This window comes from Rhizobium oryzihabitans, assembly GCF_010669145.1.
GTDB lineage: Bacteria > Pseudomonadota > Alphaproteobacteria > Rhizobiales > Rhizobiaceae > Agrobacterium > Agrobacterium oryzihabitans.
Genome location: NZ_CP048632.1, coordinates 1,612,628 through 1,633,470, shown reverse-complemented (window position 1 = coordinate 1,633,470; position 20,843 = coordinate 1,612,628). Strand labels below are relative to the sequence as shown.

General features: G+C 60.0%; 19 protein-coding genes and 1 pseudogene. 13 read left to right on the top strand and 7 right to left on the bottom strand.

The genetic code is table 11. The annotated features are described in order from the left end of the window. Positions 1-47: 47 nt before the first annotated feature. The 7 genes and pseudogenes from mnhG to G3A56_RS08510 form a co-directional block, all read right to left on the bottom strand. Positions 48-391 (bottom strand): annotated as a pseudogene (gene mnhG, locus G3A56_RS08540) (monovalent cation/H(+) antiporter subunit G). After that, entirely contained in the window at positions 388-669 is a 282-nt protein-coding gene (locus tag G3A56_RS08535; RefSeq protein WP_003493758.1) for a K+/H+ antiporter subunit F, read from the bottom strand. Before G3A56_RS08535 ends, mnhG begins: the two are co-directional and overlap by 4 nt. Further along, complete coding sequence (locus G3A56_RS08530) at positions 666-1,154, bottom strand: Na+/H+ antiporter subunit E (protein ID WP_003493759.1); 489 nt, start codon at positions 1,152-1,154, stop codon at positions 666-668. Before G3A56_RS08530 ends, G3A56_RS08535 begins: the two co-directional genes overlap by 4 nt. Beyond that, on the bottom strand, positions 1,151-2,797 hold the full coding sequence (locus G3A56_RS08525; RefSeq protein ID WP_003493761.1) for a monovalent cation/H+ antiporter subunit D: 1,647 nt from the start codon (positions 2,795-2,797) through the stop codon (positions 1,151-1,153). The genes G3A56_RS08530 and G3A56_RS08525 overlap by 4 nt, the downstream gene beginning before the upstream one ends. Next, the gene (locus G3A56_RS08520; protein WP_003493763.1) at positions 2,794-3,129 is read right to left on the bottom strand and encodes a Na+/H+ antiporter subunit C; all 336 of its coding nucleotides are present in this window, start codon (positions 3,127-3,129) and stop codon (positions 2,794-2,796) included. Before G3A56_RS08520 ends, G3A56_RS08525 begins: the two co-directional genes overlap by 4 nt. Then, a complete protein-coding gene (locus tag G3A56_RS08515; RefSeq protein WP_164056247.1) occupies positions 3,093-6,047 on the bottom strand; it encodes a monovalent cation/H+ antiporter subunit A in 2,955 nt (984 codons plus the stop codon). The genes G3A56_RS08520 and G3A56_RS08515 overlap by 37 nt, the downstream gene beginning before the upstream one ends. 106 nt (positions 6,048-6,153) lie before the next feature. Beyond that, complete coding sequence (locus G3A56_RS08510) at positions 6,154-6,531, bottom strand: hypothetical protein (protein ID WP_003493767.1); 378 nt, start codon at positions 6,529-6,531, stop codon at positions 6,154-6,156. Positions 6,532-7,047: 516 nt separating this feature from the next. On the opposite strand from G3A56_RS08510, the gene G3A56_RS08505 reads away from it, so the two are divergent. From G3A56_RS08505 to G3A56_RS08445, 13 genes are all read left to right on the top strand, one after another. Then, complete coding sequence (locus tag G3A56_RS08505; protein ID WP_246230902.1) at positions 7,048-8,643, top strand: globin-coupled sensor protein; 1,596 nt, start codon at positions 7,048-7,050, stop codon at positions 8,641-8,643. After that, the gene (locus tag G3A56_RS08500; protein WP_082183693.1) at positions 8,643-8,942 is read left to right on the top strand and encodes an STAS domain-containing protein; all 300 of its coding nucleotides are present in this window, start codon (positions 8,643-8,645) and stop codon (positions 8,940-8,942) included. The genes G3A56_RS08505 and G3A56_RS08500 overlap by 1 nt, the downstream gene beginning before the upstream one ends. Continuing rightward, complete coding sequence (cheY1, locus tag G3A56_RS08495; RefSeq protein WP_003493773.1) at positions 8,939-9,304, top strand: chemotaxis response regulator CheY1; 366 nt, start codon at positions 8,939-8,941, stop codon at positions 9,302-9,304. The genes G3A56_RS08500 and cheY1 overlap by 4 nt, the downstream gene beginning before the upstream one ends. 16 nt (positions 9,305-9,320) lie before the next feature. After that, the gene (locus G3A56_RS08490) at positions 9,321-11,588 is read left to right on the top strand and encodes a chemotaxis protein CheA (RefSeq protein ID WP_082183694.1); all 2,268 of its coding nucleotides are present in this window, start codon (positions 9,321-9,323) and stop codon (positions 11,586-11,588) included. Between the two features lie 13 nt (positions 11,589-11,601). Then, positions 11,602-12,510, top strand: a complete 909-nt coding sequence (cheR, locus tag G3A56_RS08485) for a protein-glutamate O-methyltransferase CheR (protein ID WP_082183695.1) — start codon at positions 11,602-11,604, stop codon at positions 12,508-12,510. Further along, a complete protein-coding gene (cheB, locus tag G3A56_RS08480) occupies positions 12,507-13,562 on the top strand; it encodes a protein-glutamate O-methylesterase CheB (RefSeq protein WP_082183696.1) in 1,056 nt (351 codons plus the stop codon). The genes cheR and cheB overlap by 4 nt, the downstream gene beginning before the upstream one ends. After that, the gene (gene cheY2, locus G3A56_RS08475) at positions 13,562-13,951 is read left to right on the top strand and encodes a chemotaxis response regulator CheY2 (RefSeq protein ID WP_003493781.1); all 390 of its coding nucleotides are present in this window, start codon (positions 13,562-13,564) and stop codon (positions 13,949-13,951) included. Before cheB ends, cheY2 begins: the two co-directional genes overlap by 1 nt. Continuing rightward, complete coding sequence (gene cheD / locus G3A56_RS08470; protein ID WP_082183698.1) at positions 13,948-14,493, top strand: chemoreceptor glutamine deamidase CheD; 546 nt, start codon at positions 13,948-13,950, stop codon at positions 14,491-14,493. The genes cheY2 and cheD overlap by 4 nt, the downstream gene beginning before the upstream one ends. A 14-nt stretch (positions 14,494-14,507) precedes the next feature. Then, positions 14,508-14,891 carry a chemotaxis protein CheT gene (gene cheT, locus G3A56_RS08465; RefSeq protein ID WP_082183700.1) on the top strand — a complete coding sequence of 128 codons (384 nt, stop codon included), beginning with the start codon at positions 14,508-14,510 and terminating at the stop codon, positions 14,889-14,891. 129 nt (positions 14,892-15,020) lie between these two features. Beyond that, positions 15,021-16,703, top strand: coding sequence for a flagellar basal-body MS-ring/collar protein FliF (fliF, locus tag G3A56_RS08460; RefSeq protein WP_164056246.1), 1,683 nt, complete (start codon positions 15,021-15,023; stop codon positions 16,701-16,703). Between the two features lie 370 nt (positions 16,704-17,073). Next, positions 17,074-17,805 carry a transcriptional regulator VisN gene (visN, locus tag G3A56_RS08455; RefSeq protein ID WP_035241582.1) on the top strand — a complete coding sequence of 244 codons (732 nt, stop codon included), beginning with the start codon at positions 17,074-17,076 and terminating at the stop codon, positions 17,803-17,805. 52 nt (positions 17,806-17,857) lie between these two features. Beyond that, positions 17,858-18,559, top strand: coding sequence for a transcriptional regulator VisR (gene visR / locus G3A56_RS08450; RefSeq protein WP_003493793.1), 702 nt, complete (start codon positions 17,858-17,860; stop codon positions 18,557-18,559). Between the two features lie 157 nt (positions 18,560-18,716). After that, positions 18,717-20,564 carry a methyl-accepting chemotaxis protein gene (locus G3A56_RS08445; RefSeq protein ID WP_082183703.1) on the top strand — a complete coding sequence of 616 codons (1,848 nt, stop codon included), beginning with the start codon at positions 18,717-18,719 and terminating at the stop codon, positions 20,562-20,564. The last annotated feature ends 279 nt before the right edge of the window (positions 20,565-20,843 follow it).

The following is a 20,843-nucleotide window of genomic DNA, read 5'->3' as shown; positions in this document are numbered from 1 at the left end:
CTTCTCAATTGCAAAGTGTTTGCTCGACCTACCAAACTACCAAGGCGTTACAAATGCTCCCGGTTATCCGAATTCTGCTCCGCCCGGTCCCGGTAAAGCGCCGCACGCCCCAGCAGCATCAGCGACACCGGCGTCGTTACCGTCACGAAGATGCCGATGAAGATTTCGTGGAAGGCGAAGCGGTCGCCGGAGACGGAGAAATAGATGATCGAGGCCATGACGATGCCGCCGGTGCCCAGCTGGTGCCGAGTGTGGGCGCATGCAGGCGCTCATAGAAGCTGTTGAGCTTGGCAAAGCCAATCGTGCCGATCAGCGTCAGCGAGGCGCCGAGGAGTACGAAGAACGCCACGGCAATGGCGGCCCAGAGCGGGAATTCTGCGGCATTGCTCATTCGATCACCTCGCCACGCATCATGAATTTGGAAAGGGCAACGGTGGAGACGAAGCCGAGGATTGCGATGAGCAGCGAGGCCTCGAAATAGATGTCGTTGCCGGTGCGCAGGCCGAAAGTCAGGAGAAGCAGCATGGCGTTGACGTAGAGCGTATCAATGCCCAGCACCCGGTCCTGGGCCCGCGGGCCGATGGCGATGCGGTAGACGGAGATCGTCATGGCGATGGCCAGCATCAGCTGCGCAAGCGAAAAGGACCAGAAAAGGATAATCGAACTCATTCGAATATCTCCATCAGCAGTTTTTCATATCGGTTTTTGATAAGGCTTATCCAGGCCGCCTCATCGACGTCATCGAGAACATGAAGGAGAAGCGTGCCCTGGCTGGAATTATATTCGAGCCAGGCGCTTCCGGGTGTAGAGGTGAGGATCGTTGCCAGAACGGCAAGCCCCATCGGATCGCGAATCTCGAGCGGGACGGCAAGGAAGCCGGATTTGCGGTCTCTCTCGCGCTGGAACAGAATGATCCTCATGACCGAAATATTAGACCGGATGATGTCGTAAAGCACGATGGCAATCAGCTTGACGAGCTTGTGCCAGTTGCGGATGCGCGGTTTCGCGGGCCTGAGCGACGCCATCGCCCAGGAGGCGATGAGGGCCACACAGGTGCCGAGCAGCAGATGCCCCGGCGAAAAACTGTTGATCGTCATCCAGAAGAAGATCAGCGAGACCGTCAGCAGCGGGTAGGGCAGAACACGGCTCATCATGGCTGCGCCTCCGGATTGCTTCCCGCCCTCGGTGCGGAAATGACGCCCTGAATGTAGCTCGCCGGCAGATCGAGAATACGTGCCGTCTCCTGCATGTAGCGCATCACCGGCCCGGCCTGCACGGTCATGGCAAGTGTCAGGCCGAGCAGCAGCATGATCGGCGCGATTTCGATGACGAGAACGCGCGGCACCGTGCCTTCAATGGAGGCCCAGAAGGTGCGGATACCCGCACGCGTCATCGAGATCAGCGAGGCGAAACCGGCAAAGACGATCAGGAAGACAAGCCACCAGGAAAGCGTGGAGACGCTGTCATTGGCGCCGAGCCCGGAAGGGTTGAGAATGGCGGTCAGCATGGAGAATTTGGCGATGAAGCCCGAGAGCGGCGGCAGGCCGGCCAAAAGAATGCCGCAGGCTGCAAAACAAGCGCCGAGCACCGCCATGGTGCCGGGCATGGTCACGCCGACTTCCTCTTCCTCCTCCTCATCTTCGCCCTCGCCATAGGCTTCCATGGTGACGGCAAGAACGTTCGCGCCCGCATCCTGCCCGCGTTCGACGAGTTCGATCAGCATGAAGAAGGCACTGATGGTGAGCGTGGAACTGACGAGATAATAGAGCGCGCCGGCCGCCACCGTCGGGTTGCCTGTGCCCATGGCGGCGAGAAGCGTTCCCGACGATACCAGAACCGAAAACCCGGCCAGCCGGCCGAGCGCCTGCGATGCCAGAACGCCGATGGCCCCGAAGATGATGGTGGCGATGCCGCCGACAAGCAGGGCATCATGGCCGAAACCGGCGGATTCGCCGGCCGTCTGTCCGAAAAGCAGGAAGGACAGGCGGGCGATGACGTAAATGCCGACCTTGCTCATGATCGCAAACAGCCCGCCAACCGGGGCCGAAGCCGAGCCATAGGCGGAAGGCAGCCAGAAATTCAGCGGCCACATGCCGGCCTTGACCAGGAATGCGATGCCGAGGACCGCAGCGCCGGTTTCCAGCAGCATGCGCTGGTCCGGGTTGAGCCCTTCGATGCGATGGGCAAGGTCGCCCATGTTCAGCGTGCCGGTGACGCCATAGATGAGGCTGACGCCGATGAGGAAGAACAGCGCCGCCACGAGGTTGATGGCGATGTAATGCAGCCCGGCCTTGACGCGCTGCTGGCCGGAACCATGCAGCAGCAGGCCGTAGGAAGCCGCCAGCATCACTTCGAAGAAGACGAAGAGATTGAAGAGGTCGCCGGTCAGGAATGCGCCGTTGACGCCCATCAGCATCATCTGGAACAGTGAATGGAAATGGGCACCTGCCTTGTGCCACTTCGCCATCGAATAGATCAGCGACGGGATGGCAAGAAGTGCCGTCAGAAGCACCATCAGCCCGGAAAGACGATCGGCCACAAGCACGATGCCAAAGGGCGCGGGCCAGTTGCCGAGCAGATAGACGCCGCTCGAAACCACCGCTGCGATCTCCGTATTGACCGTCGAGTTCACCTCGCGGAACAGCAGAATGGCGACAACGAGCAATATGATTGTTGAGGCAAGGCTGATGGCGGCTTTCGCAACACGCTGGCGCTCATCAAAAAACAAAAGCAGCGCTGCGGTTATCAACGGCACCAGAATGGGGGCGATGACGATGTGGAAGGGGAATGACATCATTTCGACTCCCTCCCGTCCACATGGTCGGTGCCGGTAAGGCCGCGGGCGGCAAGCAGCACGACGAGGAACAATGCGGTGGTCGCAAAGCCGATGACGATGGCCGTCAGCACCAGCGCCTGCGGCACGGGGTCGGCGAGCGTGGAGCTGTCAACGCCATTGACCAGCACCGGCGGCGCATTGGTCTTGATGCCGCCGACACCGAAGATGAACAGGTTGACGGCGTAAGACAAAAGCGAAAGCCCGACAATGACCTGATAGGTGCGCGGGCGCAGGATAAGCCACACGCCGGAGCCGGTCATGATGCCGATGCCGATTGCAAGAATGAGTTCCATGACACGTCCTCCGCTTTTGCGGCTTCAGGCGTGCGAACGCGGTAGTTACGCAACGATTGGTGTGCCAGTGCTATCAGGATAAGAACGGTGGAGCCGACGACCAGCGAGAAGACGCCGAGGTCGAACATCAGGGCCGATGCCGTCGGCATTTTGCCGATATAGGGTATCTCCGTATACTGGAAATAGGAGGTCAGGAACGGGTAACCGAAATACCAGGAGCCGATACCCGTTGACGCCGCCATCAAGAGGCCAAAGCCCATCCAGCGCAGTGGCAGGATGCGGATGCGATCCTCCGCCCAGCGCGCGCCACCGGCGAGATACTGCAGCAGGAAGGCGATCGCCATGGTGATGCCGGCTGCAAACCCGCCGCCCGGCATGTCGTGGCCGCGCATGAACAGGAAGATCGAGAAGGTGATGATGACGGGGAACATCCACTGCATCACGATCGATGGCACATAGAGATAATCGCGGACCGTATCGCCTTTGCTACGATCCGGGCGCTCGGCATCGAAGGCGTTTTGCATCTGCTGTTGTTCCGGCACCCCGATGCTTTCATGCGCGGGACGGAAACGGCGAAGCAGCGCAAAGACGGTGAGCGCCACGATGGCCAGCACCGCGATTTCCCCGAAGGTATCGAAGCCACGGAAATCGACGAGGATGACGTTGACGACATTGGTGCCGCCGCCTTCCGAATAGGCGCGCTCAAGGAAATAGGTCGCGATGGCGTTCGGAACGGGCAGGGTCATGACCGCATAGGCGATGACGGACATGCCGATGCCGCTTGCGGCGGCCAGCAGGAAGTCACGCGCGCGGCGAAGCTGCGCCGGCAACTCGTCGCTGCTGTCGACCTTCTCGAAGCGTTTCGGCAGCCATCTGAGACCGAGCAGGATGAGAACCGTGGTGACGATTTCGACCAGCAGCTGGGTGATTGCGAGATCGGGCGCGGATAGCCAGACGAAGGTAAGGCAGGTAACCAGACCCGAGACACCAAGCATGACGAGGGCGGCGAGGCGATGATATTTCGCCTGCCAGGCGGCGCCCATCGCGGCGATCATGCCGATCAGCCAGAGAATGGCAAAGATCGGATCGAAGGTTGTTACGCGCGGCAGCGACAGGGAGAATTCCGAAAGGAACAGGGGTGAGAAACCGGCAAGAAGCGCCACGAGGATGAGGAGTCTCAGCTGCGGCTGCAGACGCCGCGTGCCGAGCCTGCTTTCCAGCCACCGCGCCCACTTCCAGGACACGGTGACGAGAATGCGCTCGAAGATGCGCTGTCCCCGCAAATGCCGGAAGACCGGCGGACCGTCGTCGCAACGCGAGAAATAACCGCCGAGCAGGACATAGATGGTAACGCCGCCGATAAGTGCCGCGATACTCATGATGAGCGGCAGGTTGAAACCGTGCCAGATCGACAGGCTGTAAACGGGCGTCTGCGGACCGAGAACGGAAAGCACGGCCGAATGCAGGAACGGGCCGATCGACAGGCTCGGAACGATGCCGACGATGAGACAGGCGAAAACCAGGAACTCGATCGGGAAACGCATCCAGCGCGGCGGCTCGTGCGGATTGGGGTTCGGCAGGTCAACGGGCTTGGGGCCGAAGAAGACCGTGTGAATGAAGCGCAGCGAATAGGCGACGGCGAATGCGCCCGACAGCGTCGCGACATAGGGCAGGGCCCGGTCCAGAAGCGAGTCGGCATGGGTCTCGACGGCCTCGGCAAAGAACATTTCCTTGGAGAGGAAGCCGTTGAACAGCGGCACGCCGGCCATGGCCGCACTCGCCGCCATGGCAAGCGTGGCGGTTGCCGGCATATAGGTATAGAGCCCGCTCAGTCGCCGCATGTCGCGGGTGCCGGTTTCATGGTCGATGATGCCCGCCGCCATGAAAAGCGATGCCTTGAAAGTGGCGTGGTTGACCATGTGGAAGATCGCCGCAACCGCCGCAAGCGGGCTGCCGAGGCTGAGCAGCGTGGTAATGAGCCCGAGGTGGCTGATGGTGGAATAGGCGAGCAAACCTTTCAGGTCCTGCTGGAACATGGCGAAATAAGCGCCGAGCAGCAGTGTGATGACGCCGGCCACGCCTACCAGCCAGAACCATTCCGGCGTGCCCGCCAGCACGGGCCAGAACCGCGCGAGCAGGAAGACGCCTGCTTTCACCATGGTTGCCGAATGCAGATAGGCGGAAACGGGCGTTGGCGCTGCCATGGCGTTGGGCAGCCAGAAATGGAACGGAAACTGCGCGCTCTTCGTCAGCGCACCGCCGAGAATGAGGATAAGCGCCGGCAGATAGAGAGAATGGGCGCGGATATCGGCACCGGCCTCGATGATCTTGTCGAGATCGTAGCTGCCCGCCATGTGGCCGAGGATGAGCAGTCCGGCCAGCAAGCTGAAGCCACCGATACCGGTCACGGTCAACGCCATGCGCGCCCCGTCGCGCGCACCGGCGTTCTGGTGCCAGTAGCCGATCAGCAGGAATGAGAAGATGCTCGTCATTTCCCAGAAGATCGACAGCAGGATGACGTTGCCGGAGAGGACGACGCCCAGCATCGAGCCCATGAAGGCGAGCAGAAAGGCGAAGAAACGCGGGATCGGGTCTTCTGCGGACATGTAGTACCGGGCGTAGAGGACCACGAGCAGGCCGATGCCGGTAATGAGGATCGCGAAGATCCAGGCAAATCCGTCCAGCCGAAGGGTGAAATTAAGCCCTAGCTGCGGCAGCCATTCCACATCATATTTCAGCGCCCCGCCGCCACTGACGGTCGAATAAAGAAACATGCTGGCGACAAGACCGAAGAGGGCGACAGCGCCGGCGACAGAGGCCGGACCGGCCGCCGCACCATCGCGCGGCATGAAAGCCGTCAGGAGAGCGCCGACGAACGGCAATGCGACAATAAATGGAAGAATGGTTGCAAGTGTCATATGCGGCGGCGGTTTTCTCTCTGGAATTGGAGCCTACGGCGGGTTTCCGACGACTCCGATCCCTCAAGGTTCATGATGAACCGAATGATGAGGACCGCCGGAATGACTAATAGATAATATGCGGGGGCGCTCTTGGAACCACGCTCGCAAAGTCTCGGAAAGCTTGTGGCACGACGGCAACAGGTGTGACCGCCGGCCTGGCTTCTGGCGTTATCCGCAGGGTGGATGAGGCGAAATCGCTGAGGCGAAAGCCCGAACCGGCGTCGCCGGCCTTGCAGCCGAAATCACTGCCGCTTGTGCATTCTTTGTCGCGAAGAGAAGGGGATCGGCCGAGATCCACCGTCTGCAAACGTTCCAGACGGCTGGCCTTCGAGATTGTCTTGACGCCGGAAGGCGCCTGAAAGCCGATCATGACGAGCAGGCTTGCGACCACGAGGCCGATCAACACTTGCGGATGGCGGCCTGAAAAGCGGCATTTCTCCATCCATAACAAGTTGGCATCTCCTTGATCGTAAAGGTCTCTTTAAAGCATCACCGCTGAGCGAATATCCCGTTGATTTGTTTTAGGGGAAGGCGGACACGCTTGTCCAGCGCACAGGCCGGAAAATCCGCCCGCAGCGTCCGATTCCTTTTCGTTTTTGCCCGTTTGCGGCAAAGTGAGGGCGACAATGGCTAAAAGCTTTTACAAATTTTACCGTTTGACGCCGATGCTTATGTTTCTTAACTTTCAAGCAAGGAATTAACCATAAAGATTGATGGTATTTCCACGGCGGAATGGGGTTCTCTCCCCTTCCAGGCATGACGCCGCACTGCCGTACCGGTGCCGATCCGGTATTTCGTTTCTTGGTTCAAGAAGGTCAGGCAAGCGTCGATGCCGCATCGTCCGCGATGGGTATGTTCGTTCAAAAATCCCCCTTAGGGTGCTGGCGTTCTGAACCTTGGCCAATTGGCCGGGTTTTACCGGCCGTCATGTTATTGGGGACGTCGGTTGGGGCAGGACTTGCCATCAGATCAAGCGCGCAGATCGGCAGGCGGAAGCCTGGCGGGGCGGCTGCGCTTTGCCGGCCTTGATGAGACGCAATCCGATTTCCTGCGCAATTATCGCGGCATGCTGGAACCCTACGTCAAGGCGGGCCTGCGTGACGTGATGAATCGTTTCCAGTCCATGCCGGACTGTTCGCCGTCTTTCGAAAGCGAAAACCAGCTCAACCGCCTGCACGATCTGCAATCCTCGCATTGGAGCGTTTTGACCGATGCGCGCTTCGATGCGCTTTATGCCGAGCGGGTAAAGGTTCTTTCCGACAATGCCAGCCGCATGGGCCTCGACCCGCGCTGGCAGATTGCCAGCCACGCGATCGTTCTGGAACATCTGCTCGGCGGGCTGGTGACCGAGCACGCCCCGCGTTCCATCCTTCCCGGTAATCGCAGGAAAAGCCGCGAGCTGGCGGAAGTCGTGAAGAACGTCGTCCGTCTGGTGATGGTCGATACCGAGATCGCCGTGTCGCTGCGCTTTAATGAATTGCGCCTGCGCCATGGCCGGGAACTGGCGGAACAGCGCGACAGCGACCGCTCCGAAGCGGCAAGCCTGCTGGGCGAGGCGCTGACAGCCTTTGCCGCAGGGAACTTGCAGGCCCGCATCGGTGGCAATGTGCCTGAGGCTTACGCGGACGTTGCTGTCTCCTTTAATGCGGCGCTCGAAACGATCGGCACCTCGCTGATATCGGCGCAAAACAGCATCGGCGAGGCCGAGGCGCTGAGCGCACGTTTTGCCGAGATTGGTCGTGCCATGGCGGAACGTTCCAGCCAGCAGGCCGCAGCCCTTGCCGAAACCTCCCGCGCCATCCAGGCGATGATCGGGACCGTGGCTGAAAATGGCGCGCGCATATCGGCGGCGGAAACGGCCGTTACCCGTGCCCGTGAGTCGGCAGTCGAAAGCGGCAAGGCGATCGGCGAAGCAATCGACGCCATGTCCGATATCGAGCAATCCGCCGAACAGATCGGCAGGATCATCGGCACGATCGACGAGATTGCTTTTCAGACGAACCTTCTCGCCCTCAATGCAGGCATCGAGGCGGCGCGAGCCGGGGACAGCGGACGCGGTTTTGCCGTCGTCGCGCAGGAAGTCCGGGCGCTCGCCCAGCGTTCCGCCGATGCGGCAAGAGAGATCAAGAGCCTTGTCGGCACCACGAAGACACAGGTCGAGGGCGGCGTGCGCATGGTGAACCGCACGCAGGAAGCAATCGGCGGGGTCGTCCGGCAGGTGTCGGGTATCAACGAGATGATCGCCGAAGTCTCCCGGCATACCGCTCAGCAGGCCGGCGAACTGCAATCGGTCGCCGCCGACATCGGCGAGCAGGAAAGGCATGCGAGCCGGATCGTCGCCGATATCGGCGCAAGTGCATCCGAGGCCGACACGCTTCAGACCGTCATTCTGGAACTCGGCCGCACCATTCGCGAATTCCGCATTGCCCGCCAGGGACAGCCAAGCGCGACGCCCGGCGCGGCGCGGCAGGACACATCATTTATGGCCCGTGAGGATAACCGCACGGATTACGGCCAGGATTACCAACAATTCAGACGCCAAGGAGTCATGTAATGGCAGCCAGAAAAGCAGCTGAGGCGACGCTGAAACTGTCACCGGTGCTGGATCTCAACGAGGCATCGGCGCTGCACGGCAAGCTGATGACGCTGAGGGGAGCACCGTTGTCGGTCGATGCGTCGGAGGTTGAGCGTATCGGAGCACTTTGCGTCCAGGTCCTCATGGCCGGCGCGAAATCCTGGGAAGAGGATGGCAAGCGGTTCGGTTTTGCCAGGGTGTCCGATGCATTCGACAAGACCATGAAACTGATAGGCGTCGATATCGATCATTTGCTCCTGAAGGAGATGCAAAAGTGAAGAAAAAAGTTCTGACCGTGGATGATTCCCGGACGATCAGGAACATGCTCCTGGTCACGCTCAACAATGCCGGTTTCGAGACCATTCAGGCCGAAGACGGCATCGAAGGTCTCGAAGTGCTCGAGCAGAGCAACCCCGATGTCATCGTGACTGATATCAACATGCCCCGTCTCGACGGTTTCGGCTTCATCGAGGGTGTACGGCGCAATGAAAAATACCGCGCCATACCGATCCTCGTCCTGACGACCGAAAGCGATGCAGAGAAGAAGAACCGCGCCCGTCAGGCCGGTGCGACAGGCTGGATCGTCAAGCCGTTCGACCCTGCAAAACTCATAGATGCCATTGAACGCGTAACCGCCTGATACGGGACATTTCACGATGGATATGAACGAAATCAAGGAAATCTTTTTCCAGGAATGCGAGGAGCAGCTCGCTGAACTGGAATCGGGGCTTCTTAAATTGAATGACGGCGACCGTGATCCGGAAACCGTCAATGCCGTTTTCCGTGCCGTTCATTCCATCAAGGGCGGGGCGGGTGCCTTCGGTCTCGATGATCTCGTGGCCTTCGCCCACGTTTTTGAAACGACCCTCGACTGCGTCCGTTCCAACAAGCTGGAGCCGACACAGGACGTCCTGAAAGTCATGCTGCGCTCCGCCGACGTGCTGGCGGACCTGACCAATGCGGCGAGAGACGGCGGCAGCGTCGATGAAAGCCGCACCCGTGGCCTCGTCAAGGAACTGGAAGCGCTGGCAAACGGGGAAACCATCCAGGTTTCCGCAGCAGTAGCAGCGCCAGCTGCTGCGAAGATGCCTGAACCCGTCGCGCCCAAGCCGACGGACGAGAGCGGTTTCGAGCCAATCCCATTCTCCTTCTCGGACTTTGCCGACGAAACCACGCCGTTGATGGAAGCACCGTCCTTCCAGATCGCGTTCAAGCCGCACGCATCGCTTTATTCGAAAGGCAATGAAGCAGCCCTTCTCCTGCGCGATCTTTCGCGCATCGGCGAGATGAGCATCAATTGCGACATGTCAGCGCTGCCTTCGCTCGACAAGCTCGATCCCGAAGCCTCCTATCTCTCCTGGACGGTTTCGATCACGACCGACAAGGGCGAGGAAGGTATCCGCAGCGTCTTCGAATTCGCCGAATGGGATTGCGACCTCGAAATCACCCCCGTTGTGTCGGATGCTGCCGCGGATGAGGAAGAACTTCCGATGATCCCGGTTCCGTTCGATCTCTCGGCTCTCGATAGCGGGCCGGAGGAAGAACCTGCCGTCGAAGCCGTCGCGGCGGAAGAACCTTTCGTTGCCGCAGCCGTCGAGGCGGCCGTCGCAACCACCCAGATCGCCCAGAGCGTCAATGCCGCCATCGAAAAGCGCGAAGCGGCGGCAGCGCCCGCCGCAGCCCAGGCGAACGCCAATGCGGCGGCCAATGCAAGCGCCGGCCAGACCATCCGTGTCGATCTCGACCGTGTCGACCGCCTGATCAACCTCGTCGGCGAGCTCGTCATCAATCAGGCGATGCTGTCGCAGAGCGTCATCGAAAACGATGCGAGCGGCACGTCCGCCGTAAACATGGGGCTGGACGAACTCCAGCAATTGACGCGCGAAATCCAGGACAGCGTCATGGCGATCCGCGCGCAGCCGGTCAAGCCGGTGTTCCAGCGCATGTCGCGTATCGTCCGTGAAGTCGCCGACATGATCGGCAAGCAGATCCGCCTCGTCACCGAAGGCGAGAACACGGAAGTCGACAAGACGGTCATCGACAAGCTGGCCGAACCTTTGACCCACATGATCCGCAATGCCGTCGACCACGGTATCGAAACGCCGGAAAAACGCGAAGCGGCGGGCAAGAACCCGGAAGGCACCATCAAGCTTTCGGCCAAGCACCGCTCGGGCCGTATCCTGATCGAGCTTCAGGACGATGGCGCGGGCATCAACCGCGAGCGCGTTCGCCAGAAGGCGATCGACAACGATCTCATCGCCGCCGATGCGAACCTGACCGATGAAGAAATCGACAATCTGATCTTCGCTCCGGGCTTCTCCACGGCGGACAAGATTTCCGACATTTCCGGCCGTGGCGTCGGCATGGATGTGGTCAAGCGTTCCATTCAGGCGCTTGGCGGCCGCATCAACATTTCCTCGCGCCCCGGCCATGGTTCAACCTTCACCATGAGCCTGCCGCTGACGCTTGCCGTTCTCGACGGCATGGTGGTGACGGTGGCCGGGCAGACACTTGTCGTTCCGTTGACGGCAATCGTGGAAACCCTGCAGCCGGAAGCGAAGAACATTCACTCCTTCGGCGCCAACCAGCGGCTGATCTCCATCCGCAACTCCTTCTGCCCGCTGGTCGATGTCGGACGCGTTTTGAACTTCCGCCCGACCCAGGCCGATCCGGTCGAAGGCGTCGCCCTTCTGGTGGAATCGGAAGGCGGCGGCCAGCGTGCCCTGATGGTTGATGCGATCCAGGGTCAGCGCCAGGTTGTCATCAAGTCGTTGGAAGCCAACTATACCCATGTTCCGGGCATTGCCGCCGCCACCATTCTGGGTGACGGACGCGTTGCGCTCATTCTGGATGTCGATGCCATCGTCAGCGCCTCGCGCGGACAGCCCCTGAAGCAGGAAATGTCGCTTGCGGCGACAGGTTGAAAGCGGAACATCCATGGCAGCACTTAATCTCAGCGACCAGCGCCAGTCTCCCGACGACGTCCTTGCCAGCGGCGAATATCCGCTGTCGAGGCGCGATCTGTCGGAGATCGCTGCGATGATCTACGCGGATGCGGGCATCTATCTCAACGACACCAAGGCGTCGCTGGTCTATTCCCGCCTGTCCAAGCACATCCGCAATCTCGGCCTGTCGGGCTTCCGCGAATATTGCGCATTGGTGTCCTCGCCCGAGGGCGCGCAGGCGCGGCGCGAAATGCTGTCGCATCTGACGACGAATTTCACCCGCTTCTTCCGCGAGAACCATCATTTTGAACATCTGCGGGACGAGGTCCTGCCGGGCCTCATCGCGCGGGCGAAATCCGGCGGGCGTGTCCGCATCTGGTCTGCGGCCTGTTCCGACGGGCAGGAGCCCTATTCGATCGCGCTTACCGTGCTCGCCATGTTTCCGAATGCGGCCGATTACGATTTCAAGATACTGGCGACGGATATCGATCCGAAGATACTGGCGCAGGCCCGTGCCGGCATTTACGACGACAATGCGCTGGAAACCGTCTCCCCAGCCATGCGCAAGCAATGGTTCACGGAAGTCGATGCCGGCGGTCGCCGCAAGTTCCGCATCGACGACAAGGTCAAGCGCCTCATCACGTTCAACGAACTGAACCTGATGACGCAATGGCCCTTCAAGGGCAATTTCGACGTTATCTTCTGCCGCAACGTCGTCATCTATTTCGACGAGCCGACCCAGATGCGAATCTGGTCACGCTTCGCCGGGCTGCTGCCGGAAGGCGGTCATCTTTATATCGGGCATTCCGAACGCGTGTCCGGTGATGCAAAGAACCTGTTCGATAATACGGGCATCACCACTTACCGCTTCATTGGTCACGCATCCGGGAGGAAGGCATGAGCGCACTCGCACGGGTACTCGTCGTCGATGATTCCCCAACCATGCGCGGCCTGATTTCGGCCGTCCTCAAGGCTGATCCGGAGGTCGAGGTGGTGGGCCAGGCCGGCAACGCCATGGAAGCGCGCGCCGCCATCAAGCAGCTCAATCCCGATGTCGTGACGCTCGATATCGAGATGCCGGAGATGAACGGTCTCGAGTTTCTCGAAAAGATCATGCGACTGCGGCCAATGCCGGTCATCATGGTCTCGTCCTTGACGCATCGCGGCGCGGATGCCTCGCTCGCAGCCCTTGAAATCGGCGCCTTTGACTGCGTCGGCAAGCCGGCGCCGGGCGATGCCCGCCCCTTCGGGGATCTCGCCGACAAGGTAAAGGCGGCTGCCCGCTCGCAGCACGCGGCCTATCGCGCGGCGCGCCCCGAAACCGTTGCCGCCCCGCAGCCGACCCCGGTCAGCGATTACCGCGCCGGCCGCAAGGTCGTGGCCATCGGCTCCTCCACGGGTGGTGTCGAGGCGTTGATCGCCGTGCTCCAGAAGTTTCCGGCCAATTGCCCGCCGACCGTCATCACCCAGCACATGCCGCCGACCTTTACCAAGAGTTTCGCGGAAAGGCTGAACCGCATCTGCGCACCTGTCGTGGAAGAGGCGACGGACGGCGCACGCCTCCAGACTGGCAAGATCTACCTTGCGCCGGGCGGCGAACGTCATCTGCAGATCGCCAATCGTGCAGCACCCTGCTGCCGCCTGGTCGAGCGCGATCCGGTCAATGGCCATCGCCCCTCCGTCGATGTGCTGTTCGATTCGGTGGCCGAGCTTGCCGGCCGCAACGCCGTCGGCGTCATTCTCACCGGCATGGGCCGCGATGGTGCGGCCGGGCTGCTGAAAATGCGCCATGCCGGCGCACGCACGGTCGGTCAGAACGAAAAAACATGTGTCGTTTACGGCATGCCGCGTGTGGCCTATGAGCTTGGCGCCGTGGAACAGCAATTGCCGTTGGCCTCCATCGGCGAAGAAATCCTGAAACTAACCACTGCCCGTAAAGAAGGTGCTGACTAATGTCTCTCGCAGAAAAGATCAAAGTTCTGATCGTTGACGATCAGGTGACCAGCCGGCTGCTCCTCAGCGATGCGCTGACACAGCTTGGCTTCAAGCAGATCACTGCCGCTGGCGATGGCGAGCAGGGATTAAAGATCATGGAGCAGCAGCCCCATCATCTCGTCATCTCCGACTTCAACATGCCGAAGATGGACGGTCTTGGTTTCCTGCACGCCGTGCGGGCCAACCCGACCACCAAGAAGGCCGCCTTCATCATCCTCACCGCGCAGGGTGACCGCGCGCTGGTGCAGAAGGCAGCCCAGCTCGGCGCCAACAACGTGCTCGCCAAGCCCTTCACCATCGACAAGATGCGTGCAGCCATCGAGGCGGTTTTCGGATCGCTGAAATGATTGAAACTGCGGCCAAGCGCGTACATATCATTCAGGGCGAGTATAAGGTTGTCAGCGATCCCGACGTGGTTCTGACGACGATACTCGGTTCGTGCGTGGCCGCCTGTCTGAGAGACCCCGTTGCCGGCCTCGGAGGCATGAACCACTTCCTGCTGCCGGGAACCGGCAATGTGACCGGTGGAGATGCGACGCGTTATGGCGTGCATCTCATGGAATTGCTGATCAACGGCCTTCTGAAGAAGGGCGCCCGCCGCGACCGGCTGGAGGCGAAGGTTTTCGGTGGCGCAAAGACGATCGCCAGCTTCTCCAATGTCGGCGAGCAGAATGCCATCTTCGCCATGCAGTTTCTGAAGGATGAAGGTATTCCGGTCATAAGCTCCTCCACGGGCGGGGAACATGGCCGCAAGATCGAGTTCTGGCCGGTCTCCGGTCGTGCGCGACAGCATCCGCTGAGCGGCGCGGAAACCCAGAAGACGGTTGCGATGGAAACGCGTCCGGTGCCGGCGCCCAAACCCGTCGCCAACGACATCGAATTTTTCTAGTCACGGAGTTTCCAATGCAGATTGCAGACCACACCGGCACCACTCCGTTCGAAGAAGCCCTGCCGGATGTTCTCATGCGCGTGGTATCGGAGCTGCACGACGTCGCCTATCTCATCGAACGCATCGAGCCGCAATTGCTGGAAGCGACCAGCGGCCAGTTGTCCGGTGACGGCGTCAAACTGCTGCAGGGCATCGACCTTGCCGTTCAAAAGACCCGCGGCCTTGCCGAGTTCATCGATACCATCACGGGCTCTATCCCCGGTGAGTGGATCGTGGACGTCTCGACCGCACTCAGCCTCGTCAAGCTTGCTGAGATGCAGAAGGCGCTGGGCGCGGCCTTCCGCCACGGCCATTCCCAGCCGCTCGACAAGGCCTCCGGCGACTTCGATCTGTTCTAGACGCTACAGCAGCCATTCATCCCTCCTTCGCGGATAACGGAGAAAGGCAACGCTCGCGCAAGCTTCGCACCCTATTGTCACCACGGGGCCAAAAGGTCTCGGACTCTATGAATGACGGTGCGGAACAGAATGAATCTGTTAAATCAAATCCCTCAGGTCTTGAAGAATGTCGCGGCTCTCGGTCAGACACGGCTTCTGATGCTGGGCGGCGTGGGCGTTCTGTCCATGGCCGTTATCCTTGCAGCGGCACTCTATGTGAACCGTCCCACCTACGAGACTCTCTATGTGGGACTTGAAAAGAGCGACCTCAACAAGATCAGCATTGCGCTTGCTGAATCGGGGCTGGACTTTCAGGTCGGAACCGATGGTTCGAGCCTTCAGGTTCCCGTCGGGCTTACCAGCAAGGCACGTCTGCTGCTGGCTGAGCGTGGCCTGCCCGACAGCGCCAATGCCGGTTATGAGCTTTTCGACAATGTCGGTTCTCTCGGCCTGACCTCCTTCATGCAGGAAGTGACGCGGGTTCGCGCCCTCGAAGGCGAGATCAGCCGCTCCATCCAGCAGATTGACGGGATTGCGGCCGCACGCGTCCATATCGTCATGCCGGATGTCGGCAATTTCCGCCGTGGCGAACAGAAGCCCACCGCATCGGTCATGATCCGCGCCAGTGCCACCGCCGGGCGCAAGGCGTCTGCCTCCATCCGTCACCTCGTCGCCTCGGCCGTTCCAGGTCTTGAAGTCGATGACGTGACGCTGCTCGATTCGACCGGCCAGCTTCTGGCTTCCGGCGACGATGTCACCAATGCCGCCATGAACCGCTCGCTGACGCTGGCGCAGAACGTCCAGCAGGAAATCACAACCAATATCGACAAGGCGCTGGCGCCTTTCCTCGGCATGGACAATTTCCGCTCGAGCGTGACTGCGCAGCTCAATACCGACAGCCGCCAGATTCAGGAAACCGTCTACGATCCGGAATCGCGCGTCGAGCGCTCCGTCCGCACGGTGAAGGAAGACCAGAAGTCCCAGGAAACGCAGCCCGACACGGCAGCGACCGTGGAGCAGAACGTGCCGCAGGCAGCGCCGCAGGGCGGTGCCGGTGGTCCACAGTCTTCCGACCAGTCCGCGAAGAAAGAAGAACAGACCAACTACGAGATCAATTCCAAGACGGTCGCCACCGTTAAGAACGGTTATACCGTCGAGAAGCTTTCGGTCGCCGTGGTCGTCAACAAGGGTCGCATTGCCAAGATGGTCGGTGAACCCGCCGATCAGGCCAAGATCGATGCCTATCTTGCGGAAATGCAGAAGATCGTAACCTCGGCTGCGGGCATTTCTTCCGATCGCGGCGATATGGTCACGCTGACGGCCATGGACTTCCTCGAAACGCAGCTGCTCGATGAAGCCGCAAGCGGACCGGGCATCATGGAAGTGCTGAGCCGCAATTCGGCAGGCATCATCAACTCGCTCGCCTTCGTCGCCGTCGCCTTCCTCGTCATCTGGCTCGGTGTACGTCCCCTGGTCCGCTCGGTTGCCGGCAACGGTGCAGCGGCAGCCCAGCTCAGCCAGGAGGCCGCAGGTCTCGAACTGCCTGATTTCTCCCCGGGCATGGATGCCGGCGCAGGTGGTCTCATGGAAGGTTTCGGGGCGGATTTCGGCTTCGACAGCACCGACGACCTTCTGGCTGGCGGCGACAGCGAAGGCACCTTCAACCGCCGCGTTCGCGAAGGACCCGAGCGCAGGCTCTCCCGCATGGTGGAAATCAGCGAGGAAAGAGCAGCCAAGATTCTTCGCAAATGGGCGGTGGAAAAAGCCGCGTGATATTGAAAAAGGCCGGGTTTACCCGGCCTTTTGCGCATTTAGGGGCTTTTTGATATGCTGGCAGGCGCGCGATTGCATTCTCGTTTCAGGACACTGTTTACAAAAAATTCAGCAACGATACAGTTTGCTGGGAATAGGTTGAGAATGCCGTTTATGGATTGGCCAGCTTTTCAGTATGTTTTTTTAGCAATAGACGAGCAGGGAAATACGTGGAAAGGCTGTTGTCAGGTAATGGCAAATTCCGGTCGGTTCCATAAAATGAAGTGATTCGGTCTCCGGGGGTGCGCCATCCCGTTTTGGTAAGCTTCTCGAATGGAATGATTCCATCCCGATGTATAATCTCCCGCTGGGAGCAAGAGGGCGTAGGCGATTGAAAGTCGATGTTGATATCCGCAGGCTGTCTGCCAAGCCTATGGAGGGCATGGGTAAGCCCTTGCCGCGCGACCAGCTTGCCAAAAACGTCGCTGCTACGGCCGCTGCCGGTAACGTTTCAGGCGCGCTGGATCTGCTCGTAACCTACGCCGGCGCCTCGCATTATCTGCTGGCGCGGGATGATCTTCTCGAAGAAACCGGGCTGAAATTTATCGTCACGTCCGACTGGCCCTTCGATCTGGTGCGTAGGCTCGGTGTTGAACTGACGAACAGCCAGAACAGATCAAGCGAAATGGAAAAATGCCTTTCGCTTCTGCGGCCGAAATTGCTTTTCCTTCCCGACGATGTGTCCGTTCCCTACGGCATCGACCGGCAATATTCGGCCCTGTCCTTCTGCGTGGGCCGCATCCGGCTTTCGCTGCTATTGCTGTTTCCTGAAAATGCGGTACCGTTACCCGAACGTTTGCGCGAAATCGCCCTGCTGACAGGGTATTGCGTCAGTTTCGGCATCGCCAGCGAAGCAAAAGCGGTGCGGGATATCGATCTTACCGAACGTGAGCTTGAGTGCCTGTTCTGGATCGCCGAAGGCAAGACCAGTGACGAAATTGCGATGATCCTTGGCATTTCTCGCAATACGATCAATAATTACATTACAAGCGTGATGCGTAAAACAGCGACGAAAACCCGCTCGGAGGCAATCGCCTACGCCGTGCGCAACAACCTTGTATAGGCATCGAACGATGGTACAGACGAAGGACAATGAGGGCTTTGGTCAAACGGGGATGTTTCACCGCAGCCCGGTCGTGACAACCCGGTCGGACCTGTTTCCGAAACTCGTCGCCATGCAGAAGGTGGTCGGCGCGCGGAATTTCGTGGTGACGAAGGCCGCCGCTTCCGGTTTCCCCAACAAGAAGAAGATGACCTGCGAGCTGGAAAATTGGGGCATGAATGCCGCAGAACAGAGCACGCAGTTCATCCGCGCTGTCGGTGACATTCTTCTCGATCATATCGAGACCTCATTGCTGCCGGTCATCTGGCGCAACAAGAACGCCGGCGGCTTTGCCGATCTTCCCGACGTGCCGGCGCTGCTGCGCCGGATCGAGAATGACACATTGCCCTATGCGGGCCTGGCCCTGCCGGTGCGGCTCGGAACCATCGGCAACGGCTACATCGTTTTCTGCGGCAGCAATCTCGTTCTCGACAATGAAGTCGTCATCGAGCAGCACATTAAATGCTGCGAGATCATGGTCGACATGCTGGCGCTGGACGAGCGCAAGGCGGCACCTTCGGAAGCCTTGAGCGAGAGGGAAATCGCCTGCCTGCAACTGGCCGGTGATGGCCGTATCAGCGAAGAGATCGCGGTCAAGCTCGGGCTTTCCGTGCATACCGTCAATGCCTATCTCGGTTCGGCGACGATCAAGCTCGATTCCGTCAACCGCATTCAGGCGATCGCAAAGGCGATCCGTCTCGGTTACATCCATTGATCGCGGACGGGCCTCCCCCGTCCTCCTTGTCCGGCTCGCCTCGCGCAGGCCGAGGGTAGGATCCCTGCTGCGGAACGCCTTATTTCCCCGGTCATTTCGCGTTTTTTAACAGTTGCCAACTAGAACTGTCACAGGTTTGGCTTTGGGGAACTGTTTCATGCACAACCGGCTCTTTAAGTCCGTTGCGGGTAAAGTCGTCGCGCTCACGCTTGGTCTGATCATGCTGAGTGTCGCAGCAGTCGGTGTTTCCACCTATATGCGGTTGAAAGACAATATTATCGCGACCGCATTGCGCGATACGCAGAGTGCAATGCGCGGCATGGCTATCCTCTACGAGATGAAGGTCGGCGGTGTTGCCCTCGACATGGGTGACGGCGAGCTGAAGAGCGTCGGCCGCGCCAGCATCGGAACCTTGCGCGATAACGACCTTGTCGACCGCACGGCGGCTGGAAACGGCGGCATCGCCACCGTTTTTGAAACCAAGGCCGGCGAATACGTTCGTGTCACCACCAATCTGAAAAATGAAAAGGGTGAAAGGGCAGCAGGCACGAAGCTGGCTACCGATCATCCTGCTTTCGAAAAAGTCACCAAGGGTGAAGCCTATTTCGGCCCGGCCACGCTTTTCGGCGTCAATTACATGACCGGTTACATGCCGGTCGTTAACAAGACCGGAGCAACCGTCGGCATCCTTTTCGTCGGCGTTCCGATGGAAGTCTATGAAGCCCAGATATACGGGCTGCGCGACTTGATGCTGATCTGCGGTGGCCTCGCCATGGTCGGTGTGGGGCTGCTCGCTTATTTCGTTATCAGGCGCACCCTGCAGCCGTTGAGCAGGCTTGCCGATGCGGTGAAGTCTCTTTCGGATGGCAATCTCGATACGCCGATCCCCTATGCGACGAACAGCAACGAGTTCGGCAACATTGCCCGCGCTCTTGTGATATTCCGCGAGAATGCGCTTGAGAAGCTCGCGATCGAGGGGAAAAGTGCCGAGGAACGCTCAATGGCGGAATCGGAACGTCACCGCAACGATACCGAGAAGCAGGAGCTGGACGGCCAGATCGAATTTGCGGTCGGGGAGATCGCCTCCGGACTTGGCAGGCTTTCGCGCGGTGATCTGAGCCGCACGATCGAAACGCCGTTTGCCGGCCGTCTGGACCGGCTGCGCACGGATTTCAACGAATCCCTTCTCAACCTGCGCGATGCGCTGGGCCAAATCCGCGAGCGCACGCTCATCATCCAGCACAGCGGCTTTGAAATCGAGCAATCGTCGGTCGATCTGTCGAAGCGCACCGAAAACCAGGCAGCCTCTCTGGAAGAGACCGCCGCCGCCGTCGACGAGATCACGGTGACTGTCAGATCCTCGGCCGAGCGTGCGCGGGAGGCCAATGAGGCCGTTCGCGTTACCAAGCAGAGCGCCGACAGTTCCGGTTCGGTCGTCAGCAATGCCGTTGACGCCATGGGCCGCATTGAAGACGCCTCACGCAAGATCGAGCAGATCATTGAGGTCATTGACGACATCGCCTTCCAGACCAACCTTCTCGCGCTGAATGCCGGCATCGAGGCGGCGCGTGCGGGTGAAGCGGGCAAGGGTTTTGCGGTCGTGGCGCAGGAAGTGCGCGAGCTGGCACAACGCTCTGCCGATGCGGCGCGTGAGATCAAGCAGCTCATCAACCAGTCGACACAGGAGGTCAACTCGGGATCGAAGCTGGTTCAGGAGGCAGGCACCGTACTTTCCGCCATCAGCCGGCAGATCGTCACCGTCAGCCAGCACGTTGAAACCATTGCGACGGCAACGCAGGATCAGTCCTCGGCACTCCACAACGTCAACAGCTCCGTCAACCAGATGGATCAGATGACCCAGCAGAACGCAGCCCTTGCCGAACAGTCAAGCGCAGCGAGCAGGGTACTGTCCGGCGAGGTGGAGGCGCTGCTCGATCTGGTTCAGCGGTTCCAGATGGAGCAGGGCTCTGCGACTGGCAGGGATCGATTGAGCCGCGCGGCCTGACGGGTGCATTCGGAGCATACAGTGCGGCAGGCTCGAAGCTTGCTTTCGTCCGCGGCGTTCTCTTCGCCCCTCATCCCTGTGCTTGTCACAGGGATCCAGCCAGCCCAAGTCCTTGGGCTGAAAAGACTTTTCCCAACGCGCAGACGCGCGTTGACTGGATTCCTGTGACAGGCACAGGAATGAGGAGGGTGGGGCTGCGCTAACAGACAAACCTTTGTGTCGTGTACCGTGGATTCCGTTTAAACTGGACGTACTCTAGAAAACCGACACCGCCCGGAT

Excerpts from the sequence above, each read along its gene's own strand:
- G3A56_RS08535 (WP_003493758.1), bottom strand. The coding sequence starts at position 669 with ATGAGTTCGATTATCCTTTTCTGGTCCTTTTCGCTTGCGCAGCTGATG.
- G3A56_RS08530 (WP_003493759.1), bottom strand. The coding sequence starts at position 1,154 with ATGATGAGCCGTGTTCTGCCCTACCCGCTGCTGACGGTCTCGCTGATC.
- G3A56_RS08525 (WP_003493761.1), bottom strand. The coding sequence starts at position 2,797 with ATGATGTCATTCCCCTTCCACATCGTCATCGCCCCCATTCTGGTGCCG.
- G3A56_RS08520 (WP_003493763.1), bottom strand. The coding sequence starts at position 3,129 with ATGGAACTCATTCTTGCAATCGGCATCGGCATCATGACCGGCTCCGGC.
- G3A56_RS08515 (WP_164056247.1), bottom strand. The coding sequence starts at position 6,047 with ATGACACTTGCAACCATTCTTCCATTTATTGTCGCATTGCCGTTCGTC.
- G3A56_RS08510 (WP_003493767.1), bottom strand. The coding sequence starts at position 6,531 with ATGGAGAAATGCCGCTTTTCAGGCCGCCATCCGCAAGTGTTGATCGGC.
- G3A56_RS08500 (WP_082183693.1), top strand. The coding sequence starts at position 8,643 with ATGGCAGCCAGAAAAGCAGCTGAGGCGACGCTGAAACTGTCACCGGTG.
- G3A56_RS08490 (WP_082183694.1), top strand. The coding sequence starts at position 9,321 with ATGGATATGAACGAAATCAAGGAAATCTTTTTCCAGGAATGCGAGGAG.
- cheR (WP_082183695.1), top strand. The coding sequence starts at position 11,602 with ATGGCAGCACTTAATCTCAGCGACCAGCGCCAGTCTCCCGACGACGTC.
- cheB (WP_082183696.1), top strand. The coding sequence starts at position 12,507 with ATGAGCGCACTCGCACGGGTACTCGTCGTCGATGATTCCCCAACCATG.
- cheY2 (WP_003493781.1), top strand. The coding sequence starts at position 13,562 with ATGTCTCTCGCAGAAAAGATCAAAGTTCTGATCGTTGACGATCAGGTG.
- cheD (WP_082183698.1), top strand. The coding sequence starts at position 13,948 with ATGATTGAAACTGCGGCCAAGCGCGTACATATCATTCAGGGCGAGTAT.
- cheT (WP_082183700.1), top strand. The coding sequence starts at position 14,508 with ATGCAGATTGCAGACCACACCGGCACCACTCCGTTCGAAGAAGCCCTG.
- fliF (WP_164056246.1), top strand. The coding sequence starts at position 15,021 with ATGAATCTGTTAAATCAAATCCCTCAGGTCTTGAAGAATGTCGCGGCT.
- visR (WP_003493793.1), top strand. The coding sequence starts at position 17,858 with ATGTTTCACCGCAGCCCGGTCGTGACAACCCGGTCGGACCTGTTTCCG.
- G3A56_RS08445 (WP_082183703.1), top strand. The coding sequence starts at position 18,717 with ATGCACAACCGGCTCTTTAAGTCCGTTGCGGGTAAAGTCGTCGCGCTC.